Source organism: Deinococcus psychrotolerans, from assembly GCF_003860465.1.
Lineage (GTDB): Bacteria > Deinococcota > Deinococci > Deinococcales > Deinococcaceae > Deinococcus > Deinococcus psychrotolerans.
The window spans coordinates 1,598,528-1,612,060 of sequence record NZ_CP034183.1; the positions used below are offsets into that span (position 1 = coordinate 1,598,528).

Annotated in this window: 12 protein-coding genes; 8 read left to right on the forward strand and 4 right to left on the reverse strand. The window is 61.1% G+C overall.

Features of this window, described 5'->3' with window-relative positions; genetic code table 11:
* Nucleotides 1-65: 65 nt before the first annotated feature.
* Complete coding sequence (locus EHF33_RS07770; protein ID WP_206431570.1) at nt 66-443, reverse strand: hypothetical protein; 378 nt, start codon at nt 441-443, stop codon at nt 66-68.
* Between the two features lie 112 nt (nt 444-555).
* Nucleotides 556-3,078, reverse strand: coding sequence for an endopeptidase La (gene lon / locus EHF33_RS07775; protein ID WP_124869680.1), 2,523 nt, complete (start codon nt 3,076-3,078; stop codon nt 556-558).
* A gap of 447 nt (nt 3,079-3,525) precedes the next feature.
* On the opposite strand from lon, the gene EHF33_RS07780 reads away from it, so the two are divergent.
* Nucleotides 3,526-3,957, forward strand: coding sequence for an acyl-CoA thioesterase (locus tag EHF33_RS07780; RefSeq protein WP_124869684.1), 432 nt, complete (start codon nt 3,526-3,528; stop codon nt 3,955-3,957).
* Between the two features lie 93 nt (nt 3,958-4,050).
* On the opposite strand, the gene EHF33_RS07785 is transcribed toward EHF33_RS07780, so the two are convergent.
* Nucleotides 4,051-4,761, reverse strand: coding sequence for an AfsR/SARP family transcriptional regulator (locus EHF33_RS07785; protein WP_124869687.1), 711 nt, complete (start codon nt 4,759-4,761; stop codon nt 4,051-4,053).
* A gap of 286 nt (nt 4,762-5,047) precedes the next feature.
* Here EHF33_RS07785 and EHF33_RS07790 point away from each other — a divergent pair, with 286 nt between their 5' ends.
* The 6 genes from EHF33_RS07790 (at nt 5,048) to EHF33_RS07815 (ending at nt 11,837) form a co-directional block, all read left to right on the forward strand.
* Nucleotides 5,048-5,839, forward strand: a complete 792-nt coding sequence (locus tag EHF33_RS07790) for a histidinol-phosphatase HisJ family protein (protein ID WP_124872970.1) — start codon at nt 5,048-5,050, stop codon at nt 5,837-5,839.
* 225 nt (nt 5,840-6,064) lie between these two features.
* The gene (locus EHF33_RS07795) at nt 6,065-7,774 is read left to right on the forward strand and encodes a DNA polymerase/3'-5' exonuclease PolX (protein WP_124869690.1); all 1,710 of its coding nucleotides are present in this window, start codon (nt 6,065-6,067) and stop codon (nt 7,772-7,774) included.
* A 99-nt stretch (nt 7,775-7,873) separates the two neighbouring features.
* Nucleotides 7,874-9,031 (forward strand): ABC transporter substrate-binding protein, encoded by a 1,158-nt coding sequence (locus EHF33_RS07800; RefSeq protein WP_124869693.1) that lies wholly within the window; start codon nt 7,874-7,876, stop codon nt 9,029-9,031.
* An 86-nt stretch (nt 9,032-9,117) separates the two neighbouring features.
* A complete protein-coding gene (locus EHF33_RS07805; protein WP_124869697.1) occupies nt 9,118-10,092 on the forward strand; it encodes a branched-chain amino acid ABC transporter permease in 975 nt (324 codons plus the stop codon).
* A gap of 3 nt (nt 10,093-10,095) precedes the next feature.
* The gene (locus EHF33_RS07810; protein WP_124869700.1) at nt 10,096-11,043 is read left to right on the forward strand and encodes a branched-chain amino acid ABC transporter permease; all 948 of its coding nucleotides are present in this window, start codon (nt 10,096-10,098) and stop codon (nt 11,041-11,043) included.
* Nucleotides 11,040-11,837: an ABC transporter ATP-binding protein gene (locus EHF33_RS07815; RefSeq protein WP_124869703.1), complete on the forward strand. Its 798-nt coding sequence runs from the start codon at nt 11,040-11,042 to the stop codon at nt 11,835-11,837. Before EHF33_RS07810 ends, EHF33_RS07815 begins: the two co-directional genes overlap by 4 nt.
* A gap of 63 nt (nt 11,838-11,900) precedes the next feature.
* Here the strand turns inward: EHF33_RS07815 and EHF33_RS07820 are convergent, their stop codons facing one another.
* Nucleotides 11,901-12,548: a GNAT family N-acetyltransferase gene (locus tag EHF33_RS07820; protein WP_124869706.1), complete on the reverse strand. Its 648-nt coding sequence runs from the start codon at nt 12,546-12,548 to the stop codon at nt 11,901-11,903.
* A gap of 211 nt (nt 12,549-12,759) precedes the next feature.
* Here EHF33_RS07820 and EHF33_RS07825 point away from each other — a divergent pair, with 211 nt between their 5' ends.
* Nucleotides 12,760-13,470 carry an ABC transporter ATP-binding protein gene (locus tag EHF33_RS07825; RefSeq protein ID WP_124869709.1) on the forward strand — a complete coding sequence of 237 codons (711 nt, stop codon included), beginning with the start codon at nt 12,760-12,762 and terminating at the stop codon, nt 13,468-13,470.
* Nucleotides 13,471-13,533 lie beyond the last annotated feature (63 nt).

Sequence of the window (13,533 nt, forward strand, 5' to 3'; positions counted from 1 at the left end):
CCGCAGCAGTTCGGCTTTGCTGGCGGGCGGGCTGAGCAGCCAGTGGGTTTCGGGAATGCTTGAAGTCACGGTTGGGCCTCTGCTGGTTGTGCTTTGGTCGGTGCAGGCGCGTACCCCGCAGGCGCTTGAGCCACCAGCGGCGCGGCTTCACCGAGGCGGGAGCGCAGAGTCAGTTGCAACCGCTCCTCGGCTTCGCGGCGGCGGCGCACAGCTTGGCGGCGGCCAATCCGACTTTGCAGCAGCGGCGGCAGCAGCAGCAGAGCGCAGTACAGTGCGCCCAGCAGCAGCGCCAGCCCCAGTGTCAGGCCGCTGGGCAGCAGCACCTCACCGTCGCTGAACGGCAGCGGCAACCGCATCCGCCCGGGGTTTTCCAAAGACACCAACAGCAGATAACCGCCGAGAATCAGCAGCAATAAAACTTGAAGAAACTGCACCACACGCATAGCGAGGAGTCTAGCGCAGCGGGGGAATGGGAATTGGCCCTGTCACTTGGTACGCGAAATGGACATGGAAAAAGCCCCCAACGGTGCGGGGGCTTGAAGGCTTGGGTTGAATTTACGCCGTCGCTGGCGTTTCCACACCCCGTTTGCGGCGGGGGGCTTTCTTGAGCGGCTCGGTTCCGCCTTCGCCGCCCATCACTGGGGGCAACACACGTTCGTGGCTGCGTTCCAGCGCCGCCAACCCGCCAACGATCGACACGTCCAGCACCTGATCGAGGTTCTCGGCGGGGTGGAAGGCCATGCTGGAGCGCAGGTGCAGCGGGATATCGCGCAGATCGGCTTCGTTGGCCTTGGGCATGATGATGTGCTTGATACCCGCCCGGCGAGCGCCCAGCACCTTTTCCTTGAGGCCGCCGATCGGCAGATACCGCCCGGTCAGGGTGATCTCGCCGGTCATGGCCACGTCGTGCCGCGCCGGAATGCCCGACAGAGCGCTGATGAGGCTGGTGGCAATCGCGCCGCCCGCGCTGGGGCCTTCTTTGGGAATGGCTCCGGCAGGAAAGTGGACGTGAATTTCGGAGTTGTCGATCTTGTCTTTGTCGATGTGAAAGCGCTCGGCGTTGGTCTTGATGTAGGTCAGCGCGGCTCTGGCCGACTCCTTCATCACGTCGCCGATCTGGCCGGTGAGCAGCAACCCCTTGCCTGGGCTGACCGAGGTTTCGATGAACAGAATGTCGCCGCCGACGGGGGTGTAGAACATGCCAGTGGCCAGGCCGACGGTGTCCTCGCGGGCCTCGGTTTCGGGGGTGTAGCGGCTCTGGCCGAGGTAGCGGTCGAGTTCCTTATCAGTGACTTTGACGCGCTTGGCCTCGCCGCCGGCCAGCCTGCGGGCCACTTTGCGGGCCACCGTGCCGATTTCGCGCTCGAGGTTACGGACGCCCGCTTCACGGGTGTAGTTGGAGATGAGTCTCTCCAGGGCCGCGTCGGTGATCTGAATTTGGTTGCCTTTCAGCCCGTTTTGGTTGAGCTGGCGCGGCAACAAATAGCGCTTGGCGATTTCGAGTTTCTCGGCTTCGATGTAACTGGAAAAGTCAATGACTTCCATACGGTCCATCAAAGCAGGCGGAATCTGCTCGGGGTAGTTGGCGGTGGCGATGAACATCACTTCGCTGAGGTCAAACGGCACGCCTAGGTAGTGATCGGTGAAGCTGAAGTTCTGAGCGGGATCGAGCACTTCCAGCAGCGCACTGGAGGGATCGCCCTGATTGCCGTTGCCCAGCTTGTCCACTTCGTCAAGGAGCACGACAGGGTTTTTGGTTCCGGCAGTCCGCAGGCCCTGAATCAGGCGTCCGGGCATCGCGCCGATGTAGGTGCGGCGGTGGCCGCGAATATCGGACTCGTCGCGTGCGCCGCCGAGGGCAATCCGCACGTATTTGCGTCCCAGCGCTTTGGCGATGCTCTGGGCAATTGAGGTTTTACCCACACCGGGAGGGCCGGTAAACACCAAGATCGGGCCTTTGTTGACGTCGGTGGAGTCGATCTCGCCACGCTCGGCCCGCGCTTTGCGGAGTTGGCGCACCGCCAGATACTCCAGCACCCGGTCTTTGACTTTCTCCAGGCCATAGTGGTCTTCGTCGAGAATGCGGGCAGCTTCGTTCACGTCGAGCTGATCGTCGCTGCGAACGTTCCAGGGCAGTTCGGTGACCCAGGTCAGGTATGTGCGGATTACGCTGGCCTCGGCGGCGTCGGGGTGCATCCGCGACAGGCGGTTGAGTTCGCGGTCAATTTCTTTCTTGACATCGGGGGCGAGTTCCAGCGCCTCGATTTTGGTGCGAAGCTCCTCGGTTTCGTCGGTTTCGCCGTCCTCACCGCCGTGGAGTTCTTTTTGAATGACCTTCATCTGCTCGCGCAGGTAGTATTCGCGCTGGTTGCGGTCAATTTCTTCTTTGACCTGACTGCGAATCTTTTGCTGCACCGCCATGACTTCCTGCTCAGCGTCGAGGAGCGTCAGCACTTTCTTGAGGCGCGAATTCAGGTTGCCTTCTTCCAGTACCGCTTGCTTGTCTTCAAGTCGGAAGTCCATGTGAAAGGCAATAAAATCGGCCAACTCGCTGGGGTCTTCTTTACTCTGGATGGCCTGCACCGCGTCACTGGTCAGCCCTTTGCCGCCCTGAATGACGCTCTCAAACTTTGAGGTCAGTTCGCGGGTCAGCGCTTTGATTTCCACCGCTTTACCAGATTTGACGGCGATTTCTTGCACGTCGGCGCGGAGATACTCGGTTTGGGTGTAGCGGGCCACCCGCACACGCGAGAGGGCCGTGACCAGCATCTGCACGGTGCCGTCGGGGTTTTTGCGCACGCGCAGCACGTTGCAGGCGGTTCCTACGTCGTAGAGGTCTTCGCCAGTTGGATCGTCCACATCTTTGTCGCGCTGCGAGACGATCAAAATGACTTTTTCTTCTTCCATCGCCGCTTCAATAGCCGCGATGCTGATGGCGCGGCTGGCATCAATATGCTGCACCATCGTCGGATAAATCACGCTGCCGCGTACTGGGCAAACGGGGATGTTAAAGGGAATGATAGGGGTGGGAACATCTGGAACAGCGCTTTTATCGGTTGGGCTCTTGTCGGTTGGCATCAAAGGCTCCTTATCGTCGAGGGGAGAAGCGCTACTCTGGTTGTTCCAACACCGGTCTAAGCCGTGCCAAGCAACTTCGGTAGAGCAGATAACTTGAGTCCCATACTATCAAGTAAGCGTCGTGATGACAAGTCGGGAGCGCCGTGTTCAGTGTGCCGGTCAGTGGCCTAAGCCATGAAGCTTAGAGTGGGGCTAGGAGCCCACCAGCACGCGGTTAGTGTATCCCAACGGGCCTGACACAACCCTCACCTGAACCTGACGGGGTATTTAGCGTTAACAGGGACTTGCGGCTTTGAGAAGTGGGCTTTGGGTTGCTGGGCGCTAGGACGGATTGACGCCTGTCGGGTAGGGCGAACATTCCCTCGTCCTTCCCGCCTCACAAGCCCCACCGACCACCAACTCCTGACCACTCACCACGTCCACCCCTCCTGCACTACACTGGCCCGCATGAGCCGCGACGACTTTTCTCCTCCCTTACCCGGCCAACCGCCCAGCGGCGCACGAATGCTCGAACTGGTGTTTCCCAAAGACACGAATTATCATGGCACCGCTTTTGGCGGCTTCGTGTTGTCGCTGATGGACAAAGCCGCTTCGGTGGCTGCCGTAAGGCACGCCAAGCATCATGTGGTCACCGCCCGCATGGACGCGGTGGATTTTCATTTGCCCGTCCGCTTGGGCGACGCGCTGGCCCTGGAAGCTCAGGTCATCCGGGTGGGCCGCACCTCCATGACCGTACGGGTAGACGTGTTCCGTGAGACGCTGACTACCGGCGAGCAGCAACTGGCCACCAACGGCACTTTCGTGTTCGTGGCAGTTGACCTCGATGGCCGCCCTGTGGTGGTGCCGCCGCTGGCGACAGGCAACGAAGCGCAAAACTAAAAGCAAAAGGCCACGCTTGAGAACTGTCTCGTGGGAGAAGCTGGACTGCGCTGTGTGCGCCCCAATCGCGCTCCTGCAACCACACCTTCCCTTTTAAGCCACCACCGCTTCCCGCTGCGCCTTGTTGGGAAAGGGAGGGGAAAAGAACTGGCCGCCCTCTTCTGGACGCAGGCCCGCGCTGAGCGGCCCAAAACCGAACACCTGCGTAAAACGCCGCGCAAACGCCGCTTGGATGCTGGCAGCTTTTTGCGGCAATCCGGCAAGGCCCAGCACCCAGCCCCACTGCGAGCAAGCGTTTTCCGAGAGCGGATCGAGTTCGCTGCGGCGGCGAGCCAATTCGCAGGCGTGGTCGTAGTCGCCTTGCTCAGCCAATACGCGGCACAGTTCCGCGAGGCGGCGATCATACTCGGCGGCGAGTGTCTCGGCCCGCAGCATCAAGTAATCGTCCCACGCCGGATTGCCTTTCAGGTGCAGGCCCGCCAGAAAAAGGCCCGGCTTCCATGCCAGCGCTTGCTCGGCGCTCAACTGGCCCAGCGTGTGGGCGTCTACAAAAGCGCCGCTGAGGTCTAACGACAACCCGCACCACTGGGTTTGCAGCCGCCAAGCTTGCTCCCCCAGCGCCTGGCGCAGATGCAGGGCCGCCGTTCTCAGCGAGCCGCTGTGAGGCGAGTCGGGCCAGAGGAGTTCGAGCAAGGCGTCTTGCGGCTGCGGCCCTTCCAGCGCCAGATACAGCGCCAAAGCCAGCGCTTTGCGGGTTTTGAAGAACAAATCTTGACCACCGATTTGCAGTGACGGCGGGCCCATCACCCGAATGTGCAACTCACTTTTTTGCAGTCCACTTTTTTGCGGCGCACCTTGCATCTTCCTTACCCCCTTTCGTTGATCCCAAGCCGAGAAGTTCAGTTGCCGAGAAGTTCAGTCGAGTCTTATCAACAGTTTCCAGATCAGGCGTGACATGAGCGTGACGGGCGCGTGATGCTGAGGGTGTTGGGAAAAAGAAGGTGGAGCGCGGGGAAAGCAGCCAAGTGAACAGAAGTTAAAAATACACGGGAACTCGGCGGAATTCGTATTAGGCTAGAGCATGACGCCGATGCCTCTCCCACCGCATTTGTTCGACTCTCACCTGCATACGCCGTTGTGCAATCACGCTGAAGGGAGTCCCCGTGAGTACGCGCAGGCGGCCCTGGATTTGGGCCTCTCGGGCGTGTGCTTTACCGATCATATCCCCATGCCGGCTTGGTTCGACGCCGAGTGGCGCATGAAGCGCGGGCAACTTGACGAGTACGTGCAGACGGTTAAAGACGTGCAGCGGGAATTCGGGGGCCGCTTGGTGGTGCGCCTCGGCCTAGAAGCTGACTTTCACCCCGGCACCGAGCGGTATGTGGCGCAGATTCTTGAAGAACATCCGTGGGATTACGTGATCGGCAGCGTCCATTATATCGGCGCTTGGGGCTTTGACAATCCGGCCTTCAAAGACGAGTACCGGCAGCGCGATTTGGCCGGCCTTTACCGCCACTATTACGCTTTGGTGGAAGGGGCGGCCCGCAGCACGCTCTTTGACGCCATCGGCCACCTCGATTTGCCCAAAAAGTTCGGTGATACCGACCCCGACGGCATGGCCGCCCTGCACGCGCTGGACGTGATCGCCATGCAGGGGCTGAGCCTCGATTTCAACACTGCCGGTTGGCGTAAGCCCGTGAAGGAAGCCTACCCAGCCCCCGATCTGGTGCGGGCCGCTGCCACGCGGGGTATTCCCTTCGTGCTGGGCAGCGACGCCCACGCCCCCGCCGAAGTCGGCTACCGGTTCGGCGACGCCGTCAAAGAAATTCACGACGTGGAAGGCGTGATTGTCAGCTACGCGGGGCGCGAGCGGGTGGGGTGAACCGAAGGAAGCCGAGAACCTGGGGGCCCATTTCTATCTTTATTGCGGCGTCCATCCCCGCCTTTCCAGTCTGCTGGCTGAGCGGCCCCTCGACCATAGCGCCCACAACGTAACCGCCCCAGAGGCTGAAACACGCAAGCAAGTAGCCAGCAGGAATGCCGGAACCTGCAAAAGCCAGAGCCCACGCCCGCCTTCCACCCGCCCAAAACCCGCTACCCTACTTCTATGCTTCCCTTCACCCAAAAAGCCGCCGCCAGCGCTCTAGAAACCACCGCCGATCTGCTGGAAGTGCTGGGCGCGGAAGCGTTTAGGGCGCAGGCTTACCGCTCCGCCGCCCGCAGCATCGAAGCGCTGACCAACTGGGACGAAGCGGCCCAGAAGAACTTTCAGGGCGTGCCCAAAGTCGGCTCGGCGCTGGCGGGCGCACTCAGCGAGGCCTTGCAGATCGGCAGCTTCGGCCCCCTCACCGAGGCACTGGCCCAACTGCCGCCCGGCGTGGTGGAGTTGCTGGGCGTGCGCGGGCTGGGGCCAAAAAAAGTCCGTGCCCTCTGGCAAGGTGGATTCGATTCGCTCGAAGCGCTGCGTGAAGGGCTGGACGATGGCAGCGTAACAGCCCTCAAAGGCTTCGGCGCGAAGACGGCGGCCACGTTGCTGGAAGCGGTGGAGTTTGTGCTGGCTGCACAGGGGCGGCAACGCATGAACACCGCCCACCAGATTGCCGAGCAACTCGCGGCAAAGTTGGCCCACTTCGATGCCCGCGTCAGCGGTGACGTGCGCCGCAATTTGGAAACCACCCGCAGCGTCCGCGTCACGGTCAGCGCCACGCCGCAGGAGATTCGCGCCGCCTTGCCTGAGTTGGCATTAGAGCAAGTCGACAAACGCCCGGTGCTGAGCGGCACCTGGGAAGGCGTGCCGATCGAACTCCCCTATGCGGCGGCAGACGTGCGCGGGGCGCTGGACTTGATGATGGGCGGCGGCGCGGCTTACCGGGAAAATCTGCGCTCGGAAGCGGCGCGGCAGGGCTTTGATCTCAACGGGCGCGGACTGCATAGGGGGAAGCAGGGCAGCGGCGAAACGCTCCAAACTCCTGCTGAACAAGATGTGCTGGCCGCACTCGGCCTCCCCTACCGGCCCGCCGAATACCGAGACCCCGAACACGACGCCGTGTGGCAGAGTTTGCCGCAGCCCACTGACCTGATTCAACCTCAGGACATCAAAGGCTACATCCACACCCACTCGACTTGGAGCGACGGCGCGGCGAGTTTGCGCGAAATGGTGGACGCCGCGCAGCAGTTGGGCGGCTACCTCGGCACGGCGGATCACTCGCGCAGCGCCTTTTACGCCAACGGACTTACCCCCGAACGGTTGCGGGCGCAAATCAAGGAAGTGCGCGAACTCCAGCGGGCGGGCCTGCCGGTCATCGCGGGCAGCGAAGTGGACATTCTGGAAGACGGCTCACTCGACTTTGACGACGAGTTGCTGAGTGAGCTGGACTATGTGGTGGCCTCGGTTCACAGCCACTTCACGCTCAGCGGGGCAGCACAGACCGAGCGGCTGATTAAGGCCGTTTCACACCCGCTCATCACCGTTCTGGGCCATGCCACCGGCAGGCTGCTGCTGCGCCGTCCGAGCTACGCACTTGATTTGGACGCCGTGCTGGACGCCTGTGAGATTCATCAAACGGTGGTGGAAATCAACGCCAGCCCTTACCGGCTAGACATAGATTGGCGTTTTGCGCTGCGTTACCGCGCCCGCCTCAAATTCGCCCTCAACACCGACGCCCACGCCGTTCACGGTCTGAGTGACATCCATTACGGCGCACTGGTGGCCCGCAAAGCCGGACTGACGGCTGCCGAGGTGGTCAACACCCTCCCACAGGCCGACTTCCTGGCGTTCGTGGCGGCTCAGCGGAGAAGCCGGAGCTCAGCTTCATAGAATAAAAATTTCACACCCGCGCTTGACAAGTCGGCTGAGCGTGGCAAGATTAAAGCCACTCTTTATCAAACTTGCTCCTCACTGGAGTCTGGAGATCACATGAAACGAACCCTCAGTTTACTTCTGCTCAGCGCCCTCAGCCTCGCCGCCGCTCAAAAAGTCGCCACACCGATTGCGATTGGAATCGCGGTGGCGCAAACCAGCAACGCTTCGCTGTTCGGTCAGGAACAGGTGATCGGAGCCAAACTGGCCGAGAAATTTTTGAATGCACGCGGCGGCGTGGGCGGCACCCCGATCAAATTGGTCTTTCAAGACACCAGCGGCGATGAAGCCGGAGCCATCAACGCCTTTCAAAACCTGATCAGCAAAGACAACGTGGTCGGCATCGTGGGGCCAACGCTTTCTCAGCAGGCCTTCAGCGCCGACCCCATCGCCGACCGTGCCAAAGTGCCAGTAATTGGGCCGAGCAACACCGCCAAAGGCATTCCGCAGATCGGCGCGTACATCTCCCGCGTTTCTGCGCCGGTCACAGCGATTGCGCCCAACGCGCTCAAACAGGCCCTCAAGATCAATCCCAAGCTCAAGAAAGTGGCGGTGCTCTACGCCCAGAACGACGCTTTCTCGACTTCTGAGACGGGGATCTTCCAGCAGACGGCCAAAGACCTCGATCTCAACATCGCCACCGTGCAAAAGTTCCAGACCACCGACAACGACTTCACCACGCAGGTCACGGCGGTGCTGGGCGAGAACGTGGATCTGGTGATCATCTCCGGACTGGCCAATGACAGCGGCAACCTGATCAAGCAGCTGCGTCAACTCGGCTACAAGGGGCTGATCGTGGGCGGCAACGGCCTGAACAGTTCCAGCATGTTTCCCATCTGCGGCCAGTACTGTGACGGCGTGATTGTCGCGCAGGCCTACAGCCCCACCCAATCGAGCGCCGCCAACCAGCTGTTTGCCCGTGAATACAAGGCGCAGTACAAAAAAGATCCACCTCAATTCGCGGCTCAGGCGTACACCGGTGTGCAGGTCTTCGTGGACGCCCTCAAGGTGCTTGACCGCAAGAAGAAAATCGCCGACTGGGATCTGGGCGAACTCAGAGTGGCCCTCAACAAACAGATCCTGATCGGGAAATACAAGACGCCCCTAGGCGAACTCAGCTTCGATAAAGACGGCGACATCGTGCAGCAGGCGTTCTACGTGGCGCAAATCAAGATGAAAGACGCCAAGAACGGCACCTTCGTCTTTTTGAAGTAAGCAAATACCCAGTGGGGAGTGGAGAGTGGGACTTTATTTTTTCCTGCTCACCACTCCCCACTTGTGGGTAAAAAGGAGCGTATTCCTTGGAACTGAGCGGTTTTTTACAAAATGTCCTGAACGGTCTGGCGATTGGCAGCGTCTACGCCATTTTTGCGCTGGGCTACACGCTGGTGTTCTCGATTCTGGGCATCATCAATTTCGCGCACGGCGCGGTGTTCACGCTGGGCGCTTACTTTACCTACACTCTGATCTCCGGTCAGTTTAGTGACAACGGCTTGCTGAAGGGCCTCAATTTGTTTCCCAATGGCTCACCGCTCTCGGGCAGCGCCTGGGGCTTTGCTCTCTCCGCGCTCATCGGCTCGCTGCTGGCAGGAGTGGTTGCCGTCATCATCGAGCGCCTCGCCTTCCGGCCCATGCGGACGCGCAGCGCCGACCCACTGCTGGCGCTGGTGAGTTCGCTGGGCGTGGCGCTGGTGATCGTCAACCTGATTCAGATTCTGGTGGGCGCGGAGAGCTACTCGTTTCCCGATGGCATTTACGGCAACCTGCCGCCCGCACTGCTGTTTCATCTGGGCGACAAAACCATCATCATCCGTACGGTGCAGGTCATTATTTTTGCCGTCAGCATGGTGCTGCTGCTGGTTCTCGGCTGGGTCATCGGGCGCACCCGCACCGGCAAGGCGCTCAGGGCCGTTGCTGAAAACCCCGGCACCGCTTCGCTGCTGGGCATCAGCGTAGACCGCTTTGTCATCATCACCTTTTTTCTGTCGGGACTCCTCGGCGGCCTCGCTGGAACGCTGGTCGGTAGTTCGTTTGGCATCGCGGGGCCGTACTTCGGCGTCACCTTCGGCCTTAAGGGGCTGGCCGTCATCGTGTTGGGCGGGCTGGGCAGTATTCCCGGCGCAGTAGTGGGCGGACTGGTCATCGGGCTGGCCGAGGCGTTCGTGCCTTCCCAGTACAGCGCTTACAAGGAAGCGGTGGCCTTTGCGCTGCTGTTCATTATTTTGCTGGTGCGTCCTCAGGGCTTGCTGGGCCAGGCGCAGATTCAAAAGGTTTAATGTATGGAATTTCTGCAACAATACGGCTTTCTGATCGCCACCATGCTTCAGCAGGGTCTTTTGGGCCTGAGCCTCTACGCCCCGCTGATGGCCGGACAACTCTCGCTGGCGAGTCCGGGGTTTTACGCGGTGGGCGGCTATATCGCTGCCATTCTACTGACCAATCCGGCCTTCGCGGGCTGGCGCGACTCGCTGGGGTACGGCATCTATCCGCTGACCTGGCTGCTCGCGGCTCTGGCCTGTGCGCTGCTCGGTCTTCTCGTGGGCGTTCCGGCGCTGCGGCTGCGCGGCATCTATCTGGCACTGGCCACCATCGCTTTCGTGGAAATTTTGCGGGTGCTGTCGCTCAACCTAGAAATTACTGGTGGGGCAGTGGGCATTTTCGCCATTCCGCAACCTTTCGGCTTCGTTGACCGCTGGCAGTACCTGTGGCTGTTCTTGCCGCTGCTGATCCTGACCCTGCTGTTCTTCCGACAGCTCTCCAAATCGCGCACGGGCCGGGCCTTCCGGGCCATCCGCGAGGACGAGCTGGCTGCCGACGCGATGGGCGTGTCGCCAACCCGCTACAAGGTGCTGGCCTTTGTCATCGGCGCAGTGCTGGCCGGCATCGTCGGCTCGATGAGCGCTCCCTTTCTCAATACCTGGAACGCCAAGCAGGGCACTTTCGACGCCTCTATCGCTTACCTGGCCTTCGTGCTGATCGGCGGCAGCCGCAGCATGTGGGGGCCGCTGGTGGGCGGGGCGCTGCTGTCGGCCCTCCCGGAAGTGCTGCGCGGGCTGGCTGATTGGCGCTTGGTGATCAACGGGCTGGTGCTGGTGGTGGCGAGTCTTTATTTGCCGCAGGGCATCGTGGGCAGCCTGAGCCGCAAGCCCAAGCCGCCGACCCGTCCCAAGCCGCCGACGCTCAACGAAGGCCCGTCGGGGCCGCCCTACACGTCGGAGACGACATGACGCTTTCTAATACGCTTCAGCAAAAACCCGTGCCCGAAATTCCGATTCTCCTCGACGCCCAGCACCTGACGCGGCGCTTCGGCGGCCTGGTGGCGGTGGGCGACGTGTCGTTTCAGGTGCGGCGCGGCGAGATTTTCGGGTTGATCGGCCCCAACGGTGCGGGCAAAACCACTCTCTTTAACTTGATGACCGGCCTGACGCCGCCCAGCAGCGGCTCACTGAGTTTCGGGGGCCAGAATATGACCGGCCTCGCGCCTTATCAGGTGGCCGAAGCGGGCATCAGCCGCACCTTCCAGAACATTCGGCTGTTCGGGCCGCTCTCGGCGCTGGAAAATGTCAAGATTGCCCAGCACAGCCGCACCCACGCCGGACTGTGGACGGGCATCTTTGGCCGCGACAAAGCCGAGGAGCGCCGAGTCGAGCAGCGGGCCTGGGAACTGCTGGATTTGGTGGGTCTGGCTGATCGGGCCGGAGAGCAGGCCGCCAACTTCGCCTACGGCGACCAGCGCCGCTTAGAAATCGCCCGCGCTTTGGCCACCCAGCCGCGTGCCCTGCTGCTCGACGAACCGGCTGCGGGCATGAATACCGCCGAAAAGAGCGCCCTGACCACCTTCATTCGGGAAGTCCGTGACCAGTTCGACCTGACGGTGATGGTCATCGAACACCACGTGCCGCTGGTGATGAATTTGTGTGACCGTGTGGCCGTGCTGAACTTCGGGCAATTAATCGCGGTGGGCAACCCCGCCGACGTGCAGCGCGATCCCAAAGTCATCGAAGCGTATTTGGGGGCCTGAGGAGATGGGGGAAGCAGGAGAGCACTCGCGGCACTCACCGACCTGCATCCCAGGGGTCTGTGCTTACTCGATGGACAACACGGCTCTGCACTCCTCCACGCCGATCAGCTCGATGTCGCTGCGGCGATTTGGTTCCCAGTCTTCCCGCCCAAGCCGCCAGCGGTTGAGTACGGCGGGTTCACCGCGCCGGGTGGCCCAGTCCGTGCCGTTGGGTTGGTAGCCCATGCTTTCCGAGACCCGGTTAGACGCCGAATTGTCAAAGAACGCCTCGCTATTCGCCTGCCCCGCGCCAAACCCCTCGAAGGCGAGGTGAAGAATGGCCGCACGCATCTCTCGTCCCAGTCCTTGTTGCCGAGCACTGGGAGCCAGCCAAGAAAAGCTGGTGACGGTGCGGCAAGTGTCAAAATTCACGCCGATCAAGTCCTGCATGCCCACCGCCTGCCCGTTCAGCATCACCACAAAGTACAAACGCCAAGAATCAGGGTGAACATTGCCCCGTCCGCGCCAGATGGCCTGAAGCCACTTCCTTTCACGCAGCGGATTGTCTGCATAAAGCGACATCGGATCGTCGAATGGATCAGGTGGGCGCGTGACCACGCCAGCACGGACAATTGGAAGAAGCTGGGCCAGCAGTTCGTCCGTCGCTCCACGCAGTTCCAGCTTGGGCGTAATGACTTTGAGGTTCAGTGGCGGGTAAAAGTTGGTGGACATGAAGACAGGAGAACACAGGCAGCCCAGAGAGTCCATGCGCGAAACAGCTTATCACCGCGTTCAGTTTGCGAGAAGCGCACAGCGGGCAAGAACCAACGCAATCCGCTCCATTCCGAGAAGTAAAGCCAAGAAAAGACAGCCACAAACGCCAGCCAACCTGTTTCTAGTCGCCGCCGCTCTCGGCACAACCCCACCCGAAAGGAGCCTCCCCTTGCCTCTCCTAGAACTCAAAAATCTCAGCGTCAATTACGGAGCCATTCAAGCGGTGCGCGACCTCTCGCTGACCGTCGAGCAAGGCGAAATCGTGACCCTCATCGGCGCGAACGGCGCGGGCAAAACCACCACGCTGCGGGCCATTTCAAGGATGCTGAAAGCCAAAAGCGGCCAGATTATCTTCGACGGCCATGATTTGTCGCGTGTCACTGCCGATAAGGTGGTCAGCTACGGCATTGCCCAGAGTCCTGAAGGGCGGCAGGTCTTGGCCCGCCAGAGCATCGCCGATAATTTGGAACTCGGCGCGTATATCCGCAAAGACACGGCGGGCATTCACAGTGACGTGCAGAGGATGTACGAGCGTTTTCCGCGCCTGGGCGAGCGCCGCAGCCAACTGGCCGGAACATTATCGGGCGGCGAACAGCAGATGCTGGCCATCGCCAGAGCGCTGATGAGCCGCCCCAAACTTCTCCTGCTCGACGAACCGAGCCTCGGCCTCGCGCCGATTATCGTCCTTGAAATCTTCAAGATCATCAAAGAACTCAATGCCCAAGGCGTGACCATTTTACTGGTCGAGCAAAACGCCAAGCTCGCCATGCAGACCAGCCACCGCACTTATGTGATGGAAGCCGGGCAAGTCACCTTCAGCGGCTTGTCGAGCGAACTGGTGGGCGACGAGCGGGTACTGCACGCTTACCTGGGCGGCTAACTGGCCTGACGGCGTTCCCAAAAACCCCAGCGGGGACGAAAGCTCTTTTAGCTTCGTCCCCGC